Source organism: Bacillus sp. KICET-1 (genome assembly GCF_027721405.1).
In the GTDB taxonomy this organism is placed as follows: domain Bacteria; phylum Bacillota; class Bacilli; order Bacillales; family Bacillaceae; genus Bacillus; species Bacillus velezensis.
Genome location: NZ_CP113515.1, coordinates 1,570,574 through 1,593,945 on the forward strand (window position 1 = coordinate 1,570,574; position 23,372 = coordinate 1,593,945).

General features: G+C 47.8%; 24 protein-coding genes. 20 read left to right on the forward strand and 4 right to left on the reverse strand.

The genetic code is table 11. The features are described from left to right. Nucleotides 1-17 precede the first annotated feature (17 nt). The 5 genes from gap (at nucleotide 18) to eno (ending at nucleotide 6,166) form a co-directional block, all read left to right on the forward strand. A complete protein-coding gene (gene gap / locus OVA33_RS08005; protein WP_003151611.1) occupies nucleotides 18-1,025 on the forward strand; it encodes a type I glyceraldehyde-3-phosphate dehydrogenase in 1,008 nt (335 codons plus the stop codon). Between the two features lie 321 nt (nucleotides 1,026-1,346). Continuing rightward, nucleotides 1,347-2,531: a phosphoglycerate kinase gene (locus OVA33_RS08010; RefSeq protein ID WP_025649298.1), complete on the forward strand. Its 1,185-nt coding sequence runs from the start codon at nucleotides 1,347-1,349 to the stop codon at nucleotides 2,529-2,531. 25 nt (nucleotides 2,532-2,556) lie between these two features. Continuing rightward, on the forward strand, nucleotides 2,557-3,318 hold the full coding sequence (gene tpiA / locus OVA33_RS08015) for a triose-phosphate isomerase (RefSeq protein ID WP_017418891.1): 762 nt from the start codon (nucleotides 2,557-2,559) through the stop codon (nucleotides 3,316-3,318). Beyond that, complete coding sequence (gpmI, locus tag OVA33_RS08020; RefSeq protein ID WP_003151620.1) at nucleotides 3,311-4,846, forward strand: 2,3-bisphosphoglycerate-independent phosphoglycerate mutase; 1,536 nt, start codon at nucleotides 3,311-3,313, stop codon at nucleotides 4,844-4,846. Before tpiA ends, gpmI begins: the two co-directional genes overlap by 8 nt. 27 nt (nucleotides 4,847-4,873) lie before the next feature. Next, nucleotides 4,874-6,166 (forward strand): phosphopyruvate hydratase, encoded by a 1,293-nt coding sequence (gene eno / locus OVA33_RS08025; protein WP_007409956.1) that lies wholly within the window; start codon nucleotides 4,874-4,876, stop codon nucleotides 6,164-6,166. 30 nt (nucleotides 6,167-6,196) lie between these two features. Here the strand turns inward: eno and OVA33_RS08030 are convergent, their stop codons facing one another. Then, a complete protein-coding gene (locus tag OVA33_RS08030) occupies nucleotides 6,197-6,658 on the reverse strand; it encodes a GNAT family N-acetyltransferase (RefSeq protein WP_025649297.1) in 462 nt (153 codons plus the stop codon). Between the two features lie 131 nt (nucleotides 6,659-6,789). On the opposite strand from OVA33_RS08030, the gene OVA33_RS08035 reads away from it, so the two are divergent. Beyond that, nucleotides 6,790-8,568, forward strand: coding sequence for a zinc ribbon domain-containing protein (locus tag OVA33_RS08035; RefSeq protein ID WP_025649296.1), 1,779 nt, complete (start codon nucleotides 6,790-6,792; stop codon nucleotides 8,566-8,568). Nucleotides 8,569-8,609: 41 nt separating this feature from the next. Here the strand turns inward: OVA33_RS08035 and OVA33_RS08040 are convergent, their stop codons facing one another. Further along, nucleotides 8,610-9,320: a hypothetical protein gene (locus tag OVA33_RS08040; RefSeq protein ID WP_014418906.1), complete on the reverse strand. Its 711-nt coding sequence runs from the start codon at nucleotides 9,318-9,320 to the stop codon at nucleotides 8,610-8,612. Between the two features lie 438 nt (nucleotides 9,321-9,758). Here OVA33_RS08040 and OVA33_RS08045 point away from each other — a divergent pair, with 438 nt between their 5' ends. Next, nucleotides 9,759-10,391 carry an NAAT family transporter gene (locus OVA33_RS08045; protein ID WP_025649294.1) on the forward strand — a complete coding sequence of 211 codons (633 nt, stop codon included), beginning with the start codon at nucleotides 9,759-9,761 and terminating at the stop codon, nucleotides 10,389-10,391. A 20-nt stretch (nucleotides 10,392-10,411) separates the two neighbouring features. On the opposite strand, the gene OVA33_RS08050 is transcribed toward OVA33_RS08045, so the two are convergent. Then, a complete protein-coding gene (locus OVA33_RS08050; protein ID WP_014418904.1) occupies nucleotides 10,412-10,969 on the reverse strand; it encodes a GbsR/MarR family transcriptional regulator in 558 nt (185 codons plus the stop codon). Nucleotides 10,970-11,229: 260 nt separating this feature from the next. Here OVA33_RS08050 and opuCA point away from each other — a divergent pair, with 260 nt between their 5' ends. From opuCA to opuCD, 4 genes are read left to right on the forward strand one after another with little or no spacing between them, the layout of a single operon-like run. Then, nucleotides 11,230-12,369 (forward strand): osmoprotectant ABC transporter ATP-binding protein OpuCA, encoded by a 1,140-nt coding sequence (gene opuCA, locus OVA33_RS08055; RefSeq protein WP_003151651.1) that lies wholly within the window; start codon nucleotides 11,230-11,232, stop codon nucleotides 12,367-12,369. A 20-nt stretch (nucleotides 12,370-12,389) separates the two neighbouring features. Beyond that, a complete protein-coding gene (locus tag OVA33_RS08060; protein WP_003151654.1) occupies nucleotides 12,390-13,043 on the forward strand; it encodes an ABC transporter permease in 654 nt (217 codons plus the stop codon). A gap of 37 nt (nucleotides 13,044-13,080) precedes the next feature. Beyond that, nucleotides 13,081-13,974, forward strand: coding sequence for an osmoprotectant ABC transporter substrate-binding lipoprotein OpuCC (gene opuCC / locus OVA33_RS08065; protein WP_088056564.1), 894 nt, complete (start codon nucleotides 13,081-13,083; stop codon nucleotides 13,972-13,974). 17 nt (nucleotides 13,975-13,991) lie between these two features. Next, a complete protein-coding gene (opuCD, locus tag OVA33_RS08070; RefSeq protein ID WP_017418896.1) occupies nucleotides 13,992-14,666 on the forward strand; it encodes a glycine betaine/carnitine/choline/choline sulfate ABC transporter permease OpuCD in 675 nt (224 codons plus the stop codon). A 35-nt stretch (nucleotides 14,667-14,701) separates the two neighbouring features. On the opposite strand, the gene OVA33_RS08075 is transcribed toward opuCD, so the two are convergent. Next, nucleotides 14,702-15,235, reverse strand: coding sequence for a GbsR/MarR family transcriptional regulator (locus OVA33_RS08075; RefSeq protein ID WP_003151660.1), 534 nt, complete (start codon nucleotides 15,233-15,235; stop codon nucleotides 14,702-14,704). Nucleotides 15,236-15,520: 285 nt separating this feature from the next. Between OVA33_RS08075 and OVA33_RS08080 the strand changes: the two genes are divergently transcribed. The 9 genes from OVA33_RS08080 (at nucleotide 15,521) to OVA33_RS08120 (ending at nucleotide 23,364) form a co-directional block, all read left to right on the forward strand. Beyond that, nucleotides 15,521-16,666 (forward strand): betaine/proline/choline family ABC transporter ATP-binding protein, encoded by a 1,146-nt coding sequence (locus OVA33_RS08080; protein WP_017418897.1) that lies wholly within the window; start codon nucleotides 15,521-15,523, stop codon nucleotides 16,664-16,666. 16 nt (nucleotides 16,667-16,682) lie between these two features. Then, nucleotides 16,683-17,336 (forward strand): ABC transporter permease, encoded by a 654-nt coding sequence (locus OVA33_RS08085; RefSeq protein ID WP_017418898.1) that lies wholly within the window; start codon nucleotides 16,683-16,685, stop codon nucleotides 17,334-17,336. A gap of 14 nt (nucleotides 17,337-17,350) precedes the next feature. Continuing rightward, the gene (locus tag OVA33_RS08090) at nucleotides 17,351-18,268 is read left to right on the forward strand and encodes an osmoprotectant ABC transporter substrate-binding protein (protein ID WP_017418899.1); all 918 of its coding nucleotides are present in this window, start codon (nucleotides 17,351-17,353) and stop codon (nucleotides 18,266-18,268) included. 18 nt (nucleotides 18,269-18,286) lie between these two features. Then, nucleotides 18,287-18,964: an ABC transporter permease gene (locus tag OVA33_RS08095; RefSeq protein WP_021494139.1), complete on the forward strand. Its 678-nt coding sequence runs from the start codon at nucleotides 18,287-18,289 to the stop codon at nucleotides 18,962-18,964. A 110-nt stretch (nucleotides 18,965-19,074) separates the two neighbouring features. After that, nucleotides 19,075-19,788: a lantibiotic protection ABC transporter ATP-binding protein gene (locus tag OVA33_RS08100; protein ID WP_022553802.1), complete on the forward strand. Its 714-nt coding sequence runs from the start codon at nucleotides 19,075-19,077 to the stop codon at nucleotides 19,786-19,788. Further along, nucleotides 19,785-20,519 (forward strand): lantibiotic immunity ABC transporter MutE/EpiE family permease subunit, encoded by a 735-nt coding sequence (locus OVA33_RS08105; protein ID WP_017418902.1) that lies wholly within the window; start codon nucleotides 19,785-19,787, stop codon nucleotides 20,517-20,519. Before OVA33_RS08100 ends, OVA33_RS08105 begins: the two co-directional genes overlap by 4 nt. Beyond that, a complete protein-coding gene (locus OVA33_RS08110) occupies nucleotides 20,516-21,286 on the forward strand; it encodes a lantibiotic immunity ABC transporter MutG family permease subunit (RefSeq protein ID WP_128974119.1) in 771 nt (256 codons plus the stop codon). Before OVA33_RS08105 ends, OVA33_RS08110 begins: the two co-directional genes overlap by 4 nt. 21 nt (nucleotides 21,287-21,307) lie before the next feature. Next, the gene (locus tag OVA33_RS08115) at nucleotides 21,308-21,970 is read left to right on the forward strand and encodes a response regulator transcription factor (RefSeq protein ID WP_003151668.1); all 663 of its coding nucleotides are present in this window, start codon (nucleotides 21,308-21,310) and stop codon (nucleotides 21,968-21,970) included. Then, on the forward strand, nucleotides 21,961-23,364 hold the full coding sequence (locus OVA33_RS08120; protein WP_017418904.1) for a sensor histidine kinase: 1,404 nt from the start codon (nucleotides 21,961-21,963) through the stop codon (nucleotides 23,362-23,364). Before OVA33_RS08115 ends, OVA33_RS08120 begins: the two co-directional genes overlap by 10 nt. Nucleotides 23,365-23,372 lie beyond the last annotated feature (8 nt).

The following is a 23,372-nucleotide window of genomic DNA, read 5'->3' on the forward strand; positions in this document are numbered from 1 at the left end:
TAAAGGAGGAAATAATCATGGCAGTAAAAGTCGGTATTAACGGTTTTGGTCGTATTGGACGTAACGTATTCCGCGCAGCATTAAACAATCCTGAAGTTGAGGTAGTAGCGGTTAACGATTTAACAGACGCTAACATGCTTGCTCATCTTTTACAATATGATTCCGTACACGGAAAATTAGATGCAGAAGTTAAAGTTGACGGCAGCAACCTTGTTGTTAACGGCAAAACAATCGAAGTTTCTGCTGAGCGCGATCCTGCGAAACTCAGCTGGGGCAAACAAGGCGTTGAAATCGTAGTTGAATCTACTGGTTTCTTCACAAAACGCGCAGACGCTGCGAAACACTTAGAAGCAGGCGCGAAAAAAGTTATCATCTCTGCACCTGCTAACGAAGAAGATATCACAATCGTTATGGGTGTTAACGAAGACAAATACGATGCGGCTAACCACCATGTTATCTCTAACGCATCTTGCACAACAAACTGCCTTGCGCCGTTTGCAAAAGTACTTAACGACAAATTCGGCATCAAACGCGGTATGATGACAACTGTTCACTCTTACACAAACGATCAGCAAATTCTTGATCTTCCGCACAAAGACTACCGTCGTGCGCGTGCAGCAGCTGAAAACATCATTCCTACATCAACTGGTGCTGCTAAAGCAGTTTCCCTTGTTCTTCCTGAACTGAAAGGCAAACTGAACGGCGGAGCTATGCGTGTGCCGACTCCAAACGTTTCTCTTGTTGACCTAGTTGCTGAACTGAACAAAGACGTAACGGCTGAAGACGTAAACGCAGCTCTTAAAGAAGCGGCTGAAGGCGATCTTAAAGGAATTCTCGGCTACAGCGAAGAGCCATTAGTATCCGGAGATTACAACGGCAATGCTAACTCTTCTACAATCGATGCTCTTTCTACAATGGTTATGGAAGGCAGCATGGTAAAAGTAATCTCTTGGTACGATAACGAAAGCGGCTACTCTAACCGCGTTGTTGACCTTGCAGCTTACATCGCAAAACAAGGTCTTTAATTCATAGCTCCCGGAAAGGGCCGGACTTGGTTCTTTCGGACAGAAACGCTATAATGAAAGCGGACAAGGGAAGGGGACGGACTCCCTTTCCCTTTTTCCATGAGAACCGGCTTTCAGAAAGCGCCGGATTGCTGCAGAACGTCCGCGTTTTGAAGTTTCCGCGGCACTTTCGTTTTCTGAGCCGCCTGCCCTGGCTCAGAAGACGATCTGCCCCGTGCCCGGAAGCTGCAATCTGCCCCGCGGCGGAAGCATCATGAGGCGGTTTCACGTTTCACGTTTTTCGTGCTATGCAAACCATTTTGAAGGAGGATCTCCTAAGGCATGAATAAAAAAACAGTAAAAGACATCGACGTAAAAGGCAAAGTCGTATTCTGCCGCGTTGACTTTAACGTTCCAATGAAAGACGGGGAAGTAACAGACGATACTCGTATCCGAGCTGCGCTTCCAACAATCAAACACCTTGCAGACCAAGGCGCGAAAGTCCTTCTTGCGAGCCACTTAGGCCGCCCGAAAGGCGAAACGGTTGAGGAGCTTCGTTTAACTCCTGTCGCTGCACGCTTAGGCGAACTGCTCGGCAAAGAAGTGAAAAAAGCGGATGAAGCTTACGGCGATGCTGTAAAAGCACAAATTTCTGATATGAAGGACGGAGACGTTCTTGTATTGGAAAACGTACGTTTCTACCCTGGTGAAGAGAAAAACGATCCTGAGCTTGCTAAAGCATTTGCTGAGCTTGCGGATGTATATGTCAATGACGCATTCGGTGCTGCCCACCGTGCTCACGCATCTACAGCCGGAATTGCCGAGCATCTGCCGGCGGTTGCAGGATTCCTGATGGAAAAAGAGCTTGACGTTCTCGGCAAAGCCGTGACAAATCCTGAGCGCCCGTTTACGGCAATCATCGGCGGCGCGAAAGTAAAAGACAAAATCGGCGTAATCGAAAGTCTGCTTGATAAAGTGGACAACCTGATCATCGGCGGAGGTCTTGCTTACACATTCGTAAAAGCGCTTGGCTATGAAGTCGGTAAATCTTTGCTTGAAGAAGATAAAATCGAACTTGCAAAATCATTCATGGACCGCGCGAAAGAAAAAGGCGTTACATTCTATATGCCGGAAGACGTGCTCGTTGCTGATGATTTCTCTAACGATGCAAACGTTCAAATCGTGCCGATCTCTGAGATTCCAAGTGATTTAGAAGCGATCGACATCGGAACGAAAACCCGCGAAACGTATGCTGAAGTTATCAAAAACAGCAAACTTGTCGTATGGAACGGACCGATGGGCGTATTCGAAATCGACTTGTTCGCTCAAGGCACAAAAGCAGTGGCTGAAGCATTGGCAGAGGCAAACGATACATACTCTGTCATCGGCGGAGGAGACTCTGCGGCAGCCGTTGAAAAATTCGGCCTTGCTGACAAAATGAGCCATATCTCAACAGGCGGCGGCGCATCCCTTGAATTCATGGAAGGCAAAGAGCTTCCGGGTGTAGCTGCGCTGAACGATAAATAAAAACTGCTATAAGGAAGTGGAACAGATGAGAAAACCAATTATAGCCGGTAACTGGAAAATGAACAAAACACTCGGCGAAGCTGTCAGCTTCGTTGAAGAAGTGAAATCTTCCATTCCAGCAGCAGACAAAGCGGAAGCCGTTGTTTGCGCACCAGCTCTTTTCTTAGAAAAGCTGACTTCTGCTGTTAAAGGAACTGACCTGAAAGTCGGCGCCCAAAACATGCATTTTGAAGAAAACGGTGCGTTCACAGGTGAAATCAGCCCGGTCGCTCTGAAAGACCTTGGCGTGGATTACTGCGTCATCGGCCACTCTGAGCGCCGTGAAATGTTCGCTGAAACTGATGAAACAGTTAACAAAAAAGCGCATGCCGCTTTCAAACACGGCATTGTGCCGATCATTTGCGTAGGTGAAACGCTTGAAGAGCGCGAAGCCGGAAAAACAAATGGTCTTGTTGCCGATCAAGTGAAAAAAGGTCTTGCGGGTCTTTCTGAAGAGCAAGTTGCCGCTTCCGTTATTGCGTATGAGCCAATCTGGGCAATCGGAACAGGCAAATCTTCTACAGCGAAAGATGCTAACGACGTCTGCGCGCATATCCGTAAAGTCGTTGCTGAAAGCTTCAGCCAGGAAACTGCTGACAAGCTCCGCATTCAATACGGCGGCAGCGTAAAACCTGCAAATATTAAAGAATATATGGCAGAGTCCGATATTGACGGTGCTTTGGTCGGCGGCGCAAGCCTTGAACCGCAGTCATTCGTTCAATTATTGGAGGAAGGTCAATATGAGTAAAAAACCAGCTGCACTCATCATTCTTGATGGGTTCGGATTACGCAATGAAACAGTCGGAAACGCAGTCGCACAAGCGAAAAAACCGAATTTCGACCGTTATTGGAACCAATACCCTCATCAGACGCTGACGGCATCAGGCGAAGCAGTCGGACTGCCTGAAGGACAGATGGGGAACTCTGAAGTCGGTCATTTGAATATCGGCGCAGGACGTATTGTGTACCAAAGCTTAACACGCGTGAACGTTGCCATCCGCGAAGGCGAATTCGAACGCAATCAAACGTTCCTTGACGCCATCAAAAACGCGAAAGACAACGACAAAGCGCTGCACCTGTTCGGCCTTCTTTCTGACGGAGGCGTACACAGTCATATCAATCATTTATTCGCGCTGCTGAAGCTTGCGAAAAGTGAAGGACTGACGAAGGTGTATATTCACGGTTTCCTCGACGGCCGCGATGTAGGTCCGCAAACAGCGAAAACTTACATTCAGCAGCTGAATGAGCAGATCGAAGAAATCGGTGTCGGCGAAATCGCCAGCATTTCCGGACGCTACTACTCCATGGACCGCGACAAACGCTGGGACCGTGTGGAAAAAGCGTACCGCGCAATGGCTTACGGCGAAGGCCCGTCTTACCGCAGCGCGATGGATGTAGTCGATGATTCTTATGCGAACGGCATTCATGATGAATTCGTCATTCCGTCCGTCATCACAAAAGAAAACGGTGAACCCGTTGCGAAAATTCATGACGGCGATTCTGTGATTTTCTATAATTTCAGACCGGACCGCGCTATCCAGATTTCAAACACGTTTACCAACAAAGATTTCCGCGATTTCGACCGCGGTGAAAATCATCCGAAAAACCTGTATTTCGTCTGCCTGACTCACTTCAGTGAATCTGTTGACGGATATGTGGCTTTTAAACCGGTAAACCTTGACAATACGGTGGGTGAAGTATTAGCACAGCACGGGTTAAAACAGCTTCGCATTGCAGAAACTGAAAAGTATCCGCACGTTACGTTCTTTATGAGCGGCGGCCGCGAAGAAGAATTCCCGGGCGAAGAGCGCATCCTCATTAACTCGCCGAAGGTCGCGACATATGACCTGAAGCCTGAAATGAGCGCGTATGAAGTGAAGGATGCTCTTGTAAAAGAAATCGCGGCTGACAAGCACGACGCGATCATCCTGAACTTTGCAAACCCTGACATGGTCGGCCACTCCGGAATGGTCGAACCGACGATTAAAGCAATTGAAGCAGTGGACGAATGCTTAGGCGAAGTGGTTGACGCCATCATCGCTAAAGGCGGACATGCCATCATTACCGCTGATCACGGTAATGCGGACATTCTGATTACAGAAACAGGCGAACCGCACACTGCCCATACGACAAACCCAGTCCCTGTCATTGTGACGAAAGAAGGCGTGACGCTGCGCGAAGGCGGAATCCTAGGCGACCTCGCACCAACGTTATTAGACCTTCTCGGTGTTGAAAAACCGAAAGAAATGACAGGAACATCTTTAATTCAAAAATAAGCGTAAATCAAAAGGAGAGACAAACTCATGCCATACATTGTTGATGTTTATGCACGCGAAGTCCTCGACTCCCGCGGCAACCCAACAGTTGAAGTTGAAGTATATACAGAAACAGGAGCTTTCGGCCGCGCATTAGTGCCAAGCGGAGCTTCTACAGGTGAATACGAAGCGGTTGAGCTTCGTGACGGCGACAAAGACCGTTACCTTGGAAAAGGCGTGTTAACTGCTGTTAACAACGTAAACGAAATCATTTCTCCAGAGCTTCTCGGCTTTGACGTAACTGAACAAAACGCAATCGATCAGCTTTTAATCGAGCTTGACGGAACTGAAAACAAAGGCAAACTCGGTGCGAACGCAATCCTTGGCGTATCTATGGCTTGTGCGCGCGCAGCTGCTGATTTCTTACAGATTCCTCTTTACCAATACCTTGGAGGATTCAACTCAAAAACGCTTCCTGTACCGATGATGAACATCGTAAACGGCGGAGAGCATGCTGACAACAATGTAGACATTCAAGAATTCATGATTATGCCTGTAGGCGCGCCTAACTTCCGTGAAGCGCTTCGCATGGGCGCTCAAATCTTCCACAGCCTGAAATCCGTTCTTTCTGCTAAAGGAATGAACACAGCTGTAGGTGACGAAGGCGGATTCGCTCCGAACCTTGGTTCTAATGAAGAAGCGCTTCAAACAATCGTTGAAGCAATCGAAAAAGCCGGCTTCAAACCTGGCGAAGAAGTGAAACTTGCTATGGATGCTGCATCTTCTGAGTTCTACAACAAAGAAGACGGCAAATACCATCTGTCTGGCGAAGGCGTTGTGAAAACATCTGCTGAAATGGTTGACTGGTACGAAGAAATGGTTTCTAAATACCCAATCATCTCTATCGAAGACGGACTTGACGAGAACGACTGGGAAGGCCACAAACTTCTTACAGAGCGTCTTGGCAAAAAAGTTCAGCTTGTCGGTGACGACCTTTTCGTTACAAACACGAAAAAGCTTGCTGAAGGTATCAAAAACGGCGTAGGCAACTCTATCCTGATCAAAGTAAACCAAATCGGTACATTGACTGAAACATTCGATGCGATCGAAATGGCGAAACGCGCGGGCTACACTGCCGTTATCTCTCACCGTTCAGGTGAAACTGAAGACAGCACAATCGCTGACATCGCTGTGGCAACTAATGCAGGACAAATCAAAACAGGTGCTCCGTCCCGTACGGACCGTGTTGCGAAATACAACCAGCTTCTTCGCATCGAAGATCAGTTGGCTGAAACTGCTCAATACCACGGTATCAACTCTTTCTATAACTTGAATAAGTAATCGAAAAAACCTCCCCATGGGGAGGTTTTTTTATATATCTGCATAAAGCCTTACCATATCCCGGCACTGTATCCCGTTTTCGAAAATCTCCTCTTCATAATGCCTGATGAAAAAATCATGGTCGATGGCTTGAAGTCTGAAGCCGCATTTTTGGTAAAGGGCAAGCTGGCCTATACTGGAGTTGCCCGTTCCAATTTCAATAGTCGCCGCTCCCATTTGTTTTGCCTTATTCACGGCCTCTTCTATGAGCTTTCTGCCGATGCCATTGTTCTGCATTGATTCTTTCACCGCAATATTGACGATTTCTACTGTTTTTGGTCTTGTTTTCAAAAGGACGAAGACCCCTGCAAGCTCGTCTGACGTCCAAGCCGTATAGCATTCTCCTCTTACAAGATAATCATCGACAATCTCTTTCGACGGATCGGCCAGCAGCAATAGTTCATACAGCGCTTCATCCGGCTCCGCGGCTTTTCGGATACTCAGTTTTTGCATGTCCGTTTCTCCTCCTCCATTATGATCGACAGCTATTTTTCAAAATAACTCCAAAATCATTCTACTTTATTATAAAATATGAAACATAGGAAAAGTTATACAAGTTTTGCAGATTGAATAGGAGGAAAGTCATGTCTTTTTGTAAGTATTGCGGCCAGCAGAACAACGAAGAGGCGCATTTCTGTAAAGAATGCGGAAAACCGATCGGGAAAGGAAGCCGGCTGGAGCGGCAGGCGGCTGAATCCGCATCACAGCCGAGAAAGCCGATCCCTAAAAAAACGCTCTTCCTATGGGGAGGCATTGCCGCAGCGCTGATCTTATTGATTGCCGCATATAAAACCGGAGCCTGGCTGACATCTGAAAAAAGGCTCACAGATCAATTCGAACAGGCGGTTCATGACGGGGACACGAAAAAGCTCGCAGCCCTGCTCACTCCTTCAGACAAAAAACTGAAGCTGAATGAGACCAATGTCAAACCGCTCCTTGCATACGCAAAGAAACACGATGAACTGCTGGCATCGCTTCGCGGCAATTCATCAGAAAAAGATGCGGTATACGTCAAAAAAGAGGGAAAAACCCTTCTTTTGTTTGACCATTACGAACTGAAAGTCGATCCGGTTTATTTCCGCGTCACAAGCAATTATAAAGGCGCCGATCTTTATATCAACAGCGAGAAAACAGGTACGGTCAAAAAAGCCGATGAAACCCAAATCTTCGGCCCGTATGCACCCGGTGTCTACACGGCGGAAGCCAAGCTTAAAAATGAGACGGTTGACGTTGTCAAAAAGCAAGAGGCAGAGGCGGCCGGCAGCCGGAATGTTGAGTTTGACCTGCCGTTAGACGCCGAGGATGTGACATTCACTCCGGCAGACAGCTTCAAAAGCGCGAAAGGCGATCTGCTGATAAACGGCAAGTCCGTCCATAAAGATCCGTTTACATCCGTTACATACGGTCCGCTCTTAACTGACGGTTCCATGACAGCCGCCGTGGAGGCTGATTTTCCTTGGGGGAAAATGAAAACTGCCGATGTTCCGATCAACAGTACTGATGTGGACTTAACGCTTATCCCGGATCAAGATACACAACAAACAATCATGGACACGATTGTCAAAACAACGAAGCAGTATACAAAAGCGATGGCAGACGGAAATACCGATCAGATGACCGAGGCTGGTTCCGCCTGGAAAGAGCAGACGAAAGAAGTGGTATCCGGCATGAAGAGTTCCGGCACCTTTTTGAAGGATCAGTATAAAGAGACAAGCTTTGATCTGGATTCATTTGCGATTTCTCAAGAGAACGGCCGCTGGCAAGTAACTGTTACGGGTAAAGAGCTTCATGAGTCTGCTTATTTCGACGGGAATACGAAGCCTGATATGGAAGAGGCTGAGCCGAGCTTTCATTATGTACTCTCATATGATACAAAACATAAAAAATGGGTTTTCGAAAAAGCTGACCCTGCCTCAGATTCTTCCGGGACAAATGTAAAAAAAATAAAAAATGACCAGCCGAAAACCTATACATCCGCATGGGCATCATCCAAAGGAAACACAGCTTCAGCCAGCGTGACAAACGAGCAAGTCACATCGTTTATGACTGATTACCTGACAAATCAATCAAGCGCCGTCAGCCTTAACAATTTTGCCATCATGGCGGGCAATTTAGAAGAGGGGAGCCCTTTGTATGCTGATCAGCAGAAACTGGTCAAAAAACTGCACAGCGAGGGGACGACCGAAGTATTTAATGAAGTGAATGTCAAAAGCTTTTCACAGAAAGGCTCCCATTTGACGATTCACACGTACGAGGAGTTTTATATTACGAAAGCCGGCGGCAGTCCGAAGCTCAGAACATACAATTGGACGTATGGCGGCGTTGTTAAAGACGGAAGAATTTATTTAACATCCATTCAATAAAAAAAACCCCCGCGCCAATCAGGCGGCGGGGGTTTCCGTTTTTAAAAGAAGAAATAATTCATGAGTTCTTTTATATAATGCTTGATCGTGAATTGAAACGTTACGCAAATGATCAAATAGATGACGATAACAGAATAAATGATATCCGCCTTAGTAGTGAGCTGATGCTGATAGCTCGCCAGCATGAGCGGAGGCACGGCAAACGCCGCTCCTAAAAGACCGACAGCCAGAATGGTGAAGCAAACGGTTGTATGAAGCAGCATAAAAATGAGGGCAAGAAGCAAAATAGCTGTAAACGGAATCAAAAAGGCCCCGAATCTGGACAGCGAATCTTTAAATGACACCTGCGCGCCGCCGGCCTTCAAAGCGATAAAAATCAAGAGATACAGGCAGAAAACGCATAATGCAAAGGTAAGCGCCGGTTTGATCACAACCGCGGTAAAACTGACGTCACGAAAGCCGTCTGATAGGAGAATATAAAACATAATCGGCGTCACCAGGCAGAAAAGCACCATGTTGATGATGCTGCTGACAAGCTGTTCGCCGCCTGTCGTTTTACATGTTTGGTACGGTCTCTTTAACACATCAAGCACGAATAAGGCAAATTGCTTTGAAGCCTGCTTAGCCGCGGCGCCGGCCTGAGCGGCCTGGCCTTGCGTTTGGCCTGCGCCTCCCTGCCCGGGCTGGGGCGCCCCGCACTTTTCACAAAACTTTCCGCCATCAGTATGATGGCCGCATTGAGAACAATACATTCTAAAACTCCTTTTACAAGTAATATAGGGATTTTGTTCAATATTTACATTATAAAAGAAAATAGGGCGGATGTAACGGAGTTTTCTAAAGATATACAAATCACTTTCTCTATGAATTGATAATAGAGAAAACGTACCCATTATGGTAGAATTTTAATGGAGCTGATAGATATCATGTCTCTCGGCGCATTGATTCAGAGTGAAAAAGGAAATTAACGCATGCTAAAAAAATTGAAAATGCTTTATCGGCTGTTGAAATTCGGAAAAGGCTTATGGAGATAGCAAACAAAAAAAACCGTCCTTACAAGGACGGTTTTTTTCTGTTTCCGGACCGTCCGGCTGAGGTTATAAAAAGCAGACCCCGGGGTAAAAACCATGCATAAGAAACAGCGGAGAACAAAACATAACTCAATAACGGCAAGCCATAAGGAGGTACGCATGTTTTCATTCATCATTCATGTCTTCATTTCACTGTTTGCAGTCTCCAATCCCATCGGAAACGTGCCGATTTTTCTTTCACTGACGGAAGGGTACTCGGAGAAAGAACGGACAGCGATTGCGCGCAAGGCTTCCGTGCTGTCGTTTATCATCTTGGCGGCTTTTTTAATCTTCGGCCATCTGATCTTTAAACTGTTTGACATTAACATTCATGCCTTACGTATCGCGGGCGGCATTTTTATTTTCGGCATCGCTTATAATCTTCTGAACGCGAAGAAATCTCATGTACAGTCTCTCCATCATGAAGAGAAAGGGGAGAGCAAGGAGAAAGCCGATATATCCGTGACGCCTTTGTCGATTCCGATTATCGCCGGTCCCGGTACGATCGCGACGGTGATGAGTCTATCGGCCGGCCATGGCGGCATCATCCATTACATCAGCGTGCTTATCGGCATTGCGGCCGTCATCGCGATGACGTTTATCTTCTTTCACTATTCATCTTTCATCAGCAATAAGCTCGGGAAAACCGAAATGAACGTCATTACCCGACTGATGGGGCTGATTTTGGCGGTGGTGGCGATCGGCATGATCGGCGCCGGTCTGAAAGGCATGTTCCCGATATTGGTTTCCTGACTTAAAAAAGCAGCGCCCGGTTATCTTCGGGTGCTGCTTTTTTCTATTTTCGGCACATGCTGAAACACTTCTTCACTCTCAAAAAATTCTATCAAACGGCTCAGCCAGTCATAATAATGGAGCCAATCCGTCAGTTCATCCAAAAGCTGGCGGGCTTTTTCTTCAATATCGGGACTGAGATTTTCCGATTCCAGAAGCTCAGTCAGCTCACGGTTCAGCTTTTTATAGAGCATTTTGTTTTTGCTGACCGCCTTTGTCCAATTTGCCGTAAACAGGGAGATAAACGTCTGGTAATAATCACGCTCGACGTCGTAAAGGTCTTTCCGAACGCCTTTTTCAAACACTTTTTCAGCCAGATTGGCATCGGTCATTTCGCGGACCACCTGGCTCATCCTCGTTTTGCTCATCCCGGTCGCCTCTGACAGCTCATTTAACGTCATCGGCTTGCGGTTCATATAAATAATACCGAGCACACGTCCAAGTGTGGCCGGCATTCCGAATGTATGCATATTCTCGGCGATTCTCTCAATGAGATGCTCTTCAGCATGCCCGATGATATCAAGAGCGTTTTTTTCCACGGCTGATCATCCCTTCACTGGCTTTTCATGCTGACAATATATCATATTTTTTACAGTTGATGAAAAAGATGATGCGGCAGGATATGCGAGCTATCGGGAGCGATTGTAAGAACATCCGCATTGTCAGCGGGATAACATGAAAAAATACGTATATTGTATATAATTTCAACACATTGTAAACTTTTTATTTTACAAATTTCATCTTATAATAAAGATTATACTTTTCAGAAAAATAACGGAACCCTTCGGAGGTGCACGGATTGCTGAGATTAGAAAATGTATCGAAAGTCTATAAAGGCGGAAAAAAAGCTGTCAACAGCATTGATTTAAATATCGAAAAAGGCGAGTTTATTTGTTTTATCGGGCCGAGCGGCTGCGGAAAAACGACGACGATGAAAATGATTAACAGACTGATTGAGCCGTCATCCGGTAAGATTTTTATCGATGGCGAAAACATTATGGAGCAGGACCCGGTGGAGCTGAGACGGAAAATCGGCTACGTCATTCAGCAGATCGGACTTTTCCCTCATATGACCATTCAGCAGAACATTTCCCTCGTGCCGAAACTGCTGAAATGGCCGGAACAAAAGCGGAAGGAACGGGCACGGGAGCTTTTGAAGCTCGTCGATATGGGCCCGGAATATTTAGACCGCTATCCTCACGAGCTGAGCGGCGGACAGCAGCAGAGAATCGGCGTGCTGCGCGCCCTTGCAGCGGAACCGCCTCTTATTCTTATGGATGAACCGTTCGGAGCGCTTGATCCGATTACGCGGGATTCCCTTCAAGAAGAATTCAAAAAACTGCAAAGAACATTGAATAAAACGATTGTGTTTGTAACACACGATATGGATGAAGCCATTAAGCTGGCTGACCGGATCGTCATTTTAAAAGCGGGAGAGATCGTTCAGGCCGGCACTCCTGATGACATTCTCCGGAATCCGGCTAATGAGTTTGTCGAAGAATTTATCGGCAAAGAACGGTTATTGCAATCAAGACCGGATATAGAACGCGTCGAGCAGATGATGAACAAAAAGCCTGTCACCGTTACGGCGGACAAAACGCTTTCGCAGGCGATACAGGTGATGCGGGAACACCGTGTCGATTCCCTGCTTGTCGTTGATGACCTGAATGTGCTGCAAGGATATGTGGATGTCGAAATCATTGATCAGAACCGGAAAAAAGCGAGTCTCGTCGGCGACGTGCTCCGCTCTGATCTGTATACGGTCGAGCAGGGGACACTGCTGCGCGATACCGTACGCAAAATTTTAAAGCGCGGAATGAAATATGTACCCGTCGTTGATGAACAAAGGCATTTAGTCGGAATTGTCACGAGAGCGAGCCTTGTCGACATCGTTTACGATTCAATCTGGGGCGAGGAAGACCAGCTGGTGACAGGCTGACAAGGGGAGGAACGCTTACAATGAATGAAATGATCAAGTTTTTGCAGACGAACGGCGGAGAACTGTTATATAAAACGTGGGAGCATTTATACATTTCGATCATCGCCGTCATATTAGGCATTGTCGTCGCCGTTCCGCTCGGAGTGGCGCTGACGAGAATGAAAAAGGGCGCAGGCGCCGTCATCGGTGCCGTCAACATTGTGCAGACCTTGCCGAGTCTCGCGATACTGGCGTTTTTTATCCCGCTGTTAGGCGTGGGAAAGGTGCCCGCGATCGTCGCGCTGTTTTTCTATTCGGTGCTGCCGATTCTCCGGAACACGTATACCGGCATTCAAGGCGTAAATAAAAATCTGCTGGAATCGGGAAAAGGCATCGGGATGACGGTCTGGGAGCAGATCAGGCTTGTGGAACTGCCGCTTGCGGTTCCGGTGATCATGGCGGGCATCCGCACATCCACCATTTATCTGATCGGCTGGGCGACGCTTGCTTCCTTTATCGGGGGCGGCGGGCTCGGAGACTATATTTTTATCGGCCTGAATCTCTATCAGCCTGAATATATTATCGGCGGCGCCGTGCCCGTCACCATTTTAGCCATTATCATTGATTATCTGCTGGCGGCGACGGAACGGAAGGTGACGCCGAAAGGGCTGAAAGGACTGAAGGAAGTATCATAAGGAGTTGGCTGTTTTGAAAAAAAACCAAAAGAGATGGATGTGCGCACTGGCGCTGTCGGCTGCTCTGCTTCTAGGCGGCTGTTCCCTTCCCGGCCTGAGCGGGGCTTCCGATGATACGATCAAAATCGGGGCGCAAAGCATGACGGAATCAGAAATTATCGCCAATATGATCGCACAGATGATTGAACACAATACAGACTTGAATACGGCATTAATTAAAAACCTCGGATCGAACTATGTCCAGCAGCAGGCGATGCTCGGCGGTGAAATCGATATCGCCGCGACGCGCTACTCGGGAACGGATTTAACGAGCACCCTCGGCATGGAAGCGGAAAAAGACCCGAAAAAAGCATTAGCCATCGTCCAGAAGGAATTTGAGAAACGCTTCCATTACAAATGGTTTGATTCTTACGGATTTGAGAACACATACGCTTTTACCGTCACGAAAGAGCTTGCGGAAAAAGACCATTTAGACAAAGTGTCCGACATTAAGAAGCATGCCGATCAATTTAAGCTCGGTGTAGACAATGCGTGGCTGAAAAGAAAAGGTGACGGCTATAAAGGCTTTACCGACACGTACGGCTTTGAATTCGGCACAACCTATCCGATGCAGATCGGACTTGTATACGATGCCGTGAAAAACGGGAAAATGGACGCCGTCCTCGCTTATTCAACGGACGGACGGATTAAAGCGTACGATCTGAAAATTTTAAAAGACGACAAGCAGTTTTTCCCGCCGTATGACTGTTCGCCGGTCATTCCCGACAGCGTGCTGAAGCAGCATCCTGAACTGAAGGGCATTGTGAATAAACTGATCGGCAAAATCGATACGGAAACGATGCAGGAATTGAATTACGAGGTGGACGGCAAGCTGAAAGAACCGTCCGTCGTCGCTAAAGAATTTCTGGAGAAACATCATTATTTTGAATAAGAAATGAGGTGGGGCAAATGGAAGTGCTGCAGCAGCTCGGCACTTATTATTCTCAAAACGGCGTCTATGTGCTTCAGGAGTTTTACCGCCATTTTCTCATGTCGGTATACGGCGTTTTATTTGCGGCGATCGTTGGGATTCCGCTCGGCATCTTCATTGCCAGATACAGAACATTAAGCGGCTGGATATTCGCGGTGACAAACGTGATTCAGACCGTGCCGGCGCTTGCGATGCTTGCGGTGCTGATGCTCGTCATGGGGCTCGGCGCCAATACGGTGATTTTGTCGCTGTTTTTATATTCGCTTCTTCCGATCATCCGGAATACGTACACCGGAATCGCCAGCATTGAACATGCTTATCTTGAATCGGGAAAAGCGATGGGCATGACCAAATTTCAGGTGCTCCGCATGGTGGAGCTGCCGCTTGCGCTTTCCGTCATCATGGCGGGGCTGCGGACGGCCCTTGTCATCGCGATCGGCATTACGGCAATCGGAACGTTTGTCGGCGCGGGCGGACTCGGTGACATCATTGTCAGGGGCTCAAACGCCACGAACGGAACCGCGATTATTTTGGCCGGCGCCATTCCGACAGCGCTGATGGCCGTTATCGCAGATCTTGTGATGGCATGGCTGGAGCGGGCGCTGAGTCCGGTGAGAAAGAAAAAACGAACCAAAGCGCCGAATGCGGCATGAAAAAAAAACGCCTTGCGGGTCAGGGCGTTTTTTTCTTATGGCTTCGGAACATGCTTGAATATTTCTTCGCTTTCAAAAAACTCGATCAGACGGCTGATCCAGTTGTAGTAATCAAGCCAATCCTTTAATTCTTTCAGCAGTTCGTTGATTTTTTCCTCAGCTTCTTCCGGCACGCCGTTTTCAAGGACGGCTGTCAGTTCGCGGTTCAGCTTTTTATGCATCATTTTATTTTTGCTGACGACCTTGCTCCATGTGGCCGTAAACAGCGTAATAAAGGTTTGGTAATAATCCTGCTCGACGTCGTATAAATCTTTGCGGACGCCTTTTTCAAACACTTTTTCCGCCAGATTGACGTCAAGCATTTCACGGACCGCCTGGCTCATTCTCGTTTTGCTCATGCCGGTCGCTTCTGATAATTCAGTTAAGGTCATCGGCTTGCGGTTCATATAAATAATGCCTAAAATGCGCCCCACCGTCGCGGGCATTCCGAATGTATGCATATTTTCAGCGATTCGTTCTATCAAATGATCTTCAGCTTGTTCGATTACGTGTAACGGATCTTTCTCCAACAGTTTCAATCCTTTCAGTCAGCAATTCCGATGTCAATATACCACATTTTTAAACCGGCGGAAATGCTCTTCCGAGAGAATTTGGCAGTAATCCGGAGCAATAAGAAGAACTTTGCCGGTCAATACGGGTTAATCAGTGCTTACACAACCTTTATATATAATATGGACAAATTGTAAACTTTTTAATTTACAAAGTTTAATTTATAATGGGAAACGTTCAATTGTCTGAAAAGTTAAATTTGAATTTAACGAATTGAATAAACTTAATCATGGAGGTGTAAGTGTTTGCTGACATTAGAAAATGTCTCGAAAATGTATAAAGGCGGGAAAAAAGCCGTCAACAGCATCAACCTGAATATCGCCAAAGGCGAATTTATTTGTTTTATCGGACCGAGCGGCTGCGGCAAAACGACGACGATGAAAATGATCAACCGCTTAATTGAACCGACAGAAGGCAGAATCCTGATAGAGGGCCGAAACATTATGGAACAAGACCCGGTGGAACTCAGAAGAAGCATCGGCTATGTCATCCAGCAGATCGGGCTGTTTCCGCATATGACCATTCAGCAGAACATTACGCTCGTTCCGAAGCTTTTAAAGCATCCTGACGAAAAACGGAAGGAACGGGCGCGGGAGCTTTTAAAGCTCGTTGATATGGGGCCTGAATATTTAGACCGTTACCCTCATGAACTGAGCGGAGGACAGCAGCAGCGAATAGGTGTATTACGGGCACTTGCCGCAGAGCCGCCGCTCATCTTAATGGATGAACCGTTCGGGGCGCTTGACCCGATTACGAGAGATTCCCTTCAGGAAGAATTTAAAAAACTGCAAAAAACCTTACATAAAACCATCGTATTTGTTACCCATGATATGGACGAAGCCATCAAGCTTGCGGACAGAATCGTCATTCTGAAAGCGGGAGAAATCGTCCAGGCCGGAACGCCTGATGAGATTCTTAGATTTCCGGCGAATGAATTTGTTGAGGAGTTTATCGGCAAGGAACGGCTGATTCAATCATCCAGCCCTGATATTGAACGGGTGGAGCAGATCATGAATCCCGATCCCGTGACGGTAACACCTGAGAAAACACTGTCAGCCGCCATTCAGCTGATGCGTGCCGAGCGGGTGGATTCGCTGCTCGTCATTGATGAAAAGAACGTTCTCCAAGGTTATGTCGATGTGGAGATGATTGACCGCAAACGAAGACAAGCGGTAACCGTCGCGGAAGTGCTTGAGCGGGATCTGTACACGGTCAGAAGCGGCACTCTGCTCCGCGACGCCGTCCATAAAATTTTAAAAAGAGGCATGAAATTTGTGCCGGTCCTTGATGAAGCCGGCCGATTAACGGGAATCGTGACAAGGGCAAGCCTCGTTGACATCGTCTATGACTCCATCTGGGGAGAAGAGAATCAGCTCGCGGTGATGTCATGAGGAGGCTTCAATTGATATGAATCAGACCGTGCAATTTTTACAGGCAAATGGAGGAGAGATGCTTTATAAAACATGGGAGCATCTATACATCTCATTAATCGCCGTCATGGCGGGCATTCTCGCCGCCGTTCCGCTCGGCGTCCTGCTGACGAGGATGAAAAGAGGAGCCGGCGCCGTCATCGGCATCGTCAACATCATTCAAACCTTGCCGAGCCTTGCCATTCTTGCGTTTTTTATTCCGCTTTTAGGCGTAGGAAAGGTCCCGGCCGTTGCGGCGCTGTTTTTCTATTCCATGCTGCCGATTCTCAGAAACACGTATACGGGGATTCTCGGCGTCAATCGGCATCTTCTGGAATCGGGAAAAGGAATCGGCATGACGGCATGGGAGCAGATCAGGCTTGTAGAGCTCCCGCTTGCCGCTCCGGTCATCATGGCGGGCATCAGGACGTCTTCGATTTATTTAATAGGCTGGGCGACGCTCGCCTCCTTTATCGGCGGAGGCGGGCTGGGAGATTACATTTTTATCGGCTTGAACCTTTATCAGCCGGAGTATATTATCGCAGGCGCCGTTCCGGTCACAGTGCTGGCGGCCGCCGTCGATTACATGCTGGGGATGACAGAACGGAAAGTCACGCCTGACGGGCTGAAGAGCATAAAGGATGCTTCATAAGGAGGAGGTCTCTCATGGGGAATAGATGCAAAAAACGGCTGCTCGCAATCGCCTGTATCGGCATGCTGCTCCTTGGCGGATGCTCGCTCCCGGGATTGAGCGCCGCATCGGAGGATACCATTAAAATCGGCGCGCAAAGCATGACCGAATCAGAAATCATCGCGAGCATGCTCGGACAGATGATCGAACATCACAGCGGGTTGAAAACATCCGTTATTAAAAATCTCGGTTCCAACGCCGTACAGCAGCAATCCTTGATCAACGGTGATATTGATATCGCCGCTACGCGCTATACAGGTGACGCGCTGACCGGGACGCTTCGCATGGACCCGGAAAAAGACCCGGACAAAGCGCTGCGGCTCGTTCAGCGTGAATTTCAAAGCAGATATGACATGAAATGGTTTGATTCTTACGGCTTTGATAATACATACGTCTTTACCGTTTCCGGACAGCTTGCCCGCAAGTACCATTTAGAATCGGTATCCGATGTCAAAAAAGAAGCGTCTCATCTGAAATTCGGCGTAGATAACTACTGGATGAAGCTGAGAGGCAACGGATATCAGGATTTTATGAACACATACGGAATGTCATTTGAAGGCACGTATCCGATGCAGATCGGCCTCGTTTACGACGCGCTGAAAAGCAGAAAGATGGATATCGCGCTCGCTTATTCCACCGACGGAAGAATCATCGCTTACGGACTGAAAACGCTGAAGGATGATAAGCGGTTCTTTCCTCCGTATGACTGTTCACCCGTCGTTCCGGATCAAGTATTAAAAGAGCATCCCGAACTGGAGGGCGTGATCAATAAAATGATCGGCGCGATTGATACAAAGATGATGCAGAAAATGAATTACGAAGTTGACGGCCGATTAAAAGAGCCGTCCGTCGTGGCCAAGGAATATTTAGAAAAACATCATTACTTTGAATAACGGAAAGGAGATGTGCGGATGGACACGATGAAGGAGCTATTTACGTATTACGCTCAAAACGGCAGCTATGTTCTGTATGAGTGCTGGCGGCACTTTCTCATGTCGGCGTACGGCGTCGTTTTCGCCGCCGTTTTCGCCATTCCGGCCGGAATTGTGACAGCCAGGCACGGGCGTCTCTCCGGCTGGGTGTTTGCTGTGGCGAATGTGATTCAAACCGTTCCGGCGCTGGCGATGCTCGCCGTCCTGATGCTTGTCATGGGACTCGGCGCCAATACGGTCATCACGGCTTTGTTTTTGTATTCCCTGCTGCCGATTCTCAGAAATACGCACACGGGCATTATCAATATCGAGCACGCTTATCTCGAGTCGGGAAAAGCGATGGGCATGACGAAATACCAAATCCTTCGTATGGTGGAGCTGCCGCTTGCGCTTTCCGTCATTATGGCGGGGCTCCGAACGGCGCTCGTCATTGCCATCGGCATCACGGCGATCGGCACCTTCGTCGGGGCGGGCGGCCTCGGCGATATGATCGTCAGAGGATCGAACGCGACAAACGGAACCGCCATTATTCTGGCGGGCGCCATCCCGACCGCGCTGATGGCGGTGGCCGCAGACCTGCTGATGGCGTGGCTGGAACGAGCCCTCAGCCCGGTGAAAAAACAAAAAAGAAAGCTGATCGTACGCTCAGCCTCATGAAAAAAAGCATTCTTCCGCGGGAAGGATGCTTTTTTTGATTTCTTGATTAAATTTTGATAACTGCGCTGTAAAGTCTTACTTATCAAATAACAAAGCAGAGGGGTAATCAAATGAGCAACATCATAGAAACGAGACAGCTGCAAAAATCATTCGGCAGACAACAGGCAGTGGCTGATGTGTCTCTATCAGTAAAACGCAACAGTATATACGGCCTGCTCGGTCCGAACGGCGCGGGAAAATCAACAACACTTAAAATATTGACCGGCATGCTGCAGCAAACATCCGGCGAGGTCCTGTTCGACGGACATACATGGAAGCGCGAAGACTTGAAAAGCATCGGTTCCCTGATTGAAGCGCCGCCGCTTTACAGCAACCTGACAGCCGCTGAAAATCTGAAAGTCCGCTGCGTGATGCTCGGACTGCCTGATTCAAGAATTGCGGAAGTGCTGGAAATCACGGGATTAACGGGAACCGGAAAAAAGCGCGCCGGACAATTTTCCATGGGAATGAAACAGCGTCTCGGCATTGCGTTAGCATTATTAAGCCGTCCGTCGCTCTTAATTCTTGATGAGCCGACAAACGGATTGGACCCGATGGGAATTCAGGATTTGCGGGAATTTATCCGCTCCCTCCCCGGACAGGGCATGACGGTTATTTTATCAAGCCATCTGTTATCAGAAGTCGAGCAGATCGCAGACCATATCGGGATCATCAGTGACGGCGTTTTAGGATATCAGGGAGAAATCAGCCGGGAAGATGATCTGGAGCAGTTGTTTCTGGAGGTAGTCAAATCAACACGGGAGAAAGCGGGGACAGGAAAATGATTCAGTACATGCAGGCGGAACATCTTACATCTAAAAGAACATTTATCAGAAAGCTCATCATTCTGATTCCGCTTCTGAACACGGCTTTTTCTTTTCTGCTGAATACGGCTTATTTTATGACGGGCACGTTCAATTGGTGGGCGGTTATTTTCATGCCGCTCATGATTTCTCTAATGTGCGGTTTATCTGTTAAAAAAGAGAAAAAATCTGCGAATGACCGCGCGGTGTACTCATTGCCGGCAGATTTAAAAAGCATATGGCTCTCAAAAATAAGCTTGATCGCGCTGTATTCACTCCTGTCGCAAATCGTTTTTTTCATCATCATGTTTTTACTTGGCCTTGTATTTCCGGGAATTGCTGCGCTGCAGCTGAAAGGCGTTGAAGCAGGCTCCCTTTTATGGCTGACGACGCTTTGGGAAATTCCGTTCTGCTTATGGATTGCCAGACAGTTCGGATTTACGGCAGTCATTCTCGTGAATATGATCGCCGCTTTTGTTTTGGGTATTGTGCCGGCGTCCGGTTCATTGTGGTGGCTGAGCCCATGGAGCTGGTCAGTCCGGGTGATGTCACCGATTCTCGGGATCCATCCGAACGGAATTCCGCTTCCCGCAGACAGCGGCTTATTAAACGGAAACGTGATCTTTCCGGCTATTATTCTTTCTATCCTTTCTTTTATCGCAATAAGTTTGATTTCCGCAGTGTCTTTTGCAAAAGGGGGAAACCGGTCATGACCGTGCTTTTACGATATATGTGGGCCGATGTATTAAAAATGAAGCGCACGCCGCTCATATGGATGCATGCTGCGGCGCCGGTTTTATGCGCGGGATTTTTCCTGTTGTATATGTATGGAAGGGTTCAGGAGCCTTATATGCTGTACAGTGTGTTTTTCAGCGCGATTGCTGTTTTATACCCTTTAATCATCAGTATTGTCTGCGGGATGTCTGCCTCGGTTGAGGAACAGGCGGGCCATTTTCAGATGATGCTGGCGGTGCCGTATTCGAAAATCGTCAGTTTTGCGGGCAAGCTGCTTTTGCTGCTCCTATTGAATGTGTTATCGGCAGGTCTCGCCATCTGTCTTTATTTGGCGGGGATGAAATTTGTTCTTCACATCAATGATCTCCCCTATCTTACGTTTTTAAAAGGAGGGGCGTGGCTGATTGCCGGCAGTATTCCGCTTTATATGATGTCTTTTTTTGTCGGCGTAAAGTACGGCATGGGACCGTCCGGGCTTTTAGGGGGTGCGGGATTATTAATGGCGGCGCTCATGAATACGGGACTTGGCGATATCATCTGGCGTTTTTTCCCGTGGGCATGGAGCGTGCGGCTTTCAGGCCTTGCAGGACTGCTGCATTTTGACAAAGTCAAAAAAGAGTTCCTCCCTTATGTAAGATACGATATGAGATTCGGAGAAATAATGTTATATTTTTCTATAGTGATATTATGTCTGGCCGGCCTCTTTTGGTGCAGAAGATGGGAAGGGCGGCGTTCATATGAATAAAGGCAAGGAGCGATTCGGCCGGTGGCAAACATTTTAGCAATTGATGATGAAAAAGATATTCTCGTTCTGATCAGAAACATTTTACAGCGTGATCAGCATACAGTAACGATTCTGGAAAAAGCGGAGGATCAGTCATTGGATTTTTTTCAAGGCTATGATTTGATTCTTCTCGATGTCATGATGCCCGGAACGGACGGGATTGAACTCTGCCGGCGGATTCGGCCGCTGGTGGACAGCCCGATCCTGTTTTTAACGGCAAAGTCTGACGAAGAATCCATTGTGAAAGGCCTCATGACAGGCGCTGATGATTACATCACAAAGCCGTTCGGCGTACAGGAATTGATGGCAAGGGTAAACGCGCATGTCAGAAGGGAACGGCGGGAAAAGCATCAGACGAAACGGCTGATATCAGGCTTCATGTTTGATTTTGACAATAAAGAAGTGTGGATGGATGACCGGAAACTGCCTCTTACGAAAAACGAATATAAAATCGTTGAATTTCTGGCACAGCATAAAAACAGAACATTCTCACGGGAGCAGATTTACGAGGAAGTGTACGGCTTGGACGGCGATGCGCTCTATTCAACCATTACGGAGTTTATCAGAACCATCCGTAAAAAATGTAAAGAACACGGGGCTGATCCGATCAAAACGGTGTGGGGTGTCGGATACAAATGGGAATAGCAAAAGGAAAATCCAGCATCCGCAAAGAGCTTGTCAAATTTACGATCACACTGTGTCTGAGCACGATGGGGGTGGCGGCATTATGTGTCGCCTTAAATGCCATTGCCATGAATGCCGGAGCGATCCTGCCCGCAAACTACAGCGAGCATGAGGCGGAACAGATCAAACCCCGCCTGAAATCAGCGGAAAAGATAACAGAAGATATGATCCCCGCAGGTATGACATACGCCGTTTTTGATAAAAAAACAAAGCGGATGACGAAAGGAACGATGACGGAACAAGATGCGGCCAACGCCAGAAAAAAGATTCAGCATCAGCCGTATTTTAATTATGCTCAAAAAGGATTCATGGTGATAAATCGGAAAGATGAATACGGCGTTCTCCAATATTCACTCAGGTCGGAATTTCAGTCGCCGCTGTTAAGGCGCTATCTGCCGAATTATGAATGGACGGGTCTTACGATTCTGATCACTTTGCTTCTTTTGACCGTTTTTATCGTGACGACGCGTTTCGCCAATCAGCTGAGACGGCATTTCAGCACACTCAGCTCCATTACGGCAAGCATTCAAAAACAGAATTTAAATATCAATCCAAAAAGGTCGCGTATAAAAGAATTTGACGATGTCATTGACTCTCTGCTGAAAATGAAAGACGCGCTTCAAGCATCTCTGGCGGCGCAGTGGGAGGCGGAGCGGATAAAGAAAGAACAGATCGGCGCGCTTGCGCATGATATTAAAATTCCGGCAACGATCATTAAAGGAAATGCCGAGCTGCTTCAGTTAACAGAGCCTGATGAGGAGCAGGCGGAATATGCGCAGTATATTCTGGATGCCGGAAACAAAATCGAGCATTATGTCGGACAGCTGATCCAGCTTTCCAAAGCGGAGGAGGCAGTTGCCGTTCATGTGGAATATACTGACCTCAAAGAGTGGATTCAAAACATATATCGTGACGCGGCGGCGCTTGCGGGGCCGAAGCAGATTGATCTCGTCCTCAGCGAACGGGGAATTGACCGAATAGAAGCGCCGATCGATCATGAGCTGCTCCACAGGGCGGTCATGAATATCGCGGCAAATGCCGTCGACTATACGCCGGAAGGAGGAGAAATCCGTGTGGACGTCCTGTGCACCGATTCCGCCCTCCATCTTGCCGTATCCGACAGCGGAAGCGGGTTCTCGCCGGAAGCGCTGAAAAGAGCGACACAGCTTTTTTACACGGAGGATAAAAGCAGACATTCGGCGGGGCATCACGGCATGGGGCTTACATTCGCCCATCATGTCGTACATCTTCACCACGGCGAATTAATACTTGAAAATCAGGAGTCTGGAGGAGCCCGGGCGGAGATTCGAATTCCGCTGGAAGGCGTCAGACAAAAACAAGCCCTGCACGTATGAGGGCTTGT

What these genes read in the sequence shown, in the direction of transcription:
- OVA33_RS08035 (WP_025649296.1), top strand. Translation starts at nt 6,790, where the DNA reads ATGTCTTTTTGTAAGTATTGCGGCCAGCAGAACAACGAAGAGGCGCAT.
- OVA33_RS08010 (WP_025649298.1), top strand. Translation starts at nt 1,347, where the DNA reads ATGAATAAAAAAACAGTAAAAGACATCGACGTAAAAGGCAAAGTCGTA.
- OVA33_RS08120 (WP_017418904.1), top strand. Translation starts at nt 21,961, where the DNA reads ATGGGAATAGCAAAAGGAAAATCCAGCATCCGCAAAGAGCTTGTCAAA.
- tpiA (WP_017418891.1), top strand. Translation starts at nt 2,557, where the DNA reads ATGAGAAAACCAATTATAGCCGGTAACTGGAAAATGAACAAAACACTC.
- OVA33_RS08095 (WP_021494139.1), top strand. Translation starts at nt 18,287, where the DNA reads ATGGACACGATGAAGGAGCTATTTACGTATTACGCTCAAAACGGCAGC.
- eno (WP_007409956.1), top strand. Translation starts at nt 4,874, where the DNA reads ATGCCATACATTGTTGATGTTTATGCACGCGAAGTCCTCGACTCCCGC.
- OVA33_RS08060 (WP_003151654.1), top strand. Translation starts at nt 12,390, where the DNA reads ATGAATGAAATGATCAAGTTTTTGCAGACGAACGGCGGAGAACTGTTA.
- OVA33_RS08105 (WP_017418902.1), top strand. Translation starts at nt 19,785, where the DNA reads ATGATTCAGTACATGCAGGCGGAACATCTTACATCTAAAAGAACATTT.
- gap (WP_003151611.1), top strand. Translation starts at nt 18, where the DNA reads ATGGCAGTAAAAGTCGGTATTAACGGTTTTGGTCGTATTGGACGTAAC.
- gpmI (WP_003151620.1), top strand. Translation starts at nt 3,311, where the DNA reads ATGAGTAAAAAACCAGCTGCACTCATCATTCTTGATGGGTTCGGATTA.
- OVA33_RS08085 (WP_017418898.1), top strand. Translation starts at nt 16,683, where the DNA reads ATGAATCAGACCGTGCAATTTTTACAGGCAAATGGAGGAGAGATGCTT.
- OVA33_RS08090 (WP_017418899.1), top strand. Translation starts at nt 17,351, where the DNA reads ATGGGGAATAGATGCAAAAAACGGCTGCTCGCAATCGCCTGTATCGGC.
- OVA33_RS08045 (WP_025649294.1), top strand. Translation starts at nt 9,759, where the DNA reads ATGTTTTCATTCATCATTCATGTCTTCATTTCACTGTTTGCAGTCTCC.
- opuCC (WP_088056564.1), top strand. Translation starts at nt 13,081, where the DNA reads ATGTGCGCACTGGCGCTGTCGGCTGCTCTGCTTCTAGGCGGCTGTTCC.
- OVA33_RS08040 (WP_014418906.1), bottom strand. Translation starts at nt 9,320, where the DNA reads ATGTATTGTTCTCAATGCGGCCATCATACTGATGGCGGAAAGTTTTGT.
- OVA33_RS08100 (WP_022553802.1), top strand. Translation starts at nt 19,075, where the DNA reads ATGAGCAACATCATAGAAACGAGACAGCTGCAAAAATCATTCGGCAGA.
- OVA33_RS08110 (WP_128974119.1), top strand. Translation starts at nt 20,516, where the DNA reads ATGACCGTGCTTTTACGATATATGTGGGCCGATGTATTAAAAATGAAG.
- OVA33_RS08030 (WP_025649297.1), bottom strand. Translation starts at nt 6,658, where the DNA reads ATGCAAAAACTGAGTATCCGAAAAGCCGCGGAGCCGGATGAAGCGCTG.
- opuCD (WP_017418896.1), top strand. Translation starts at nt 13,992, where the DNA reads ATGGAAGTGCTGCAGCAGCTCGGCACTTATTATTCTCAAAACGGCGTC.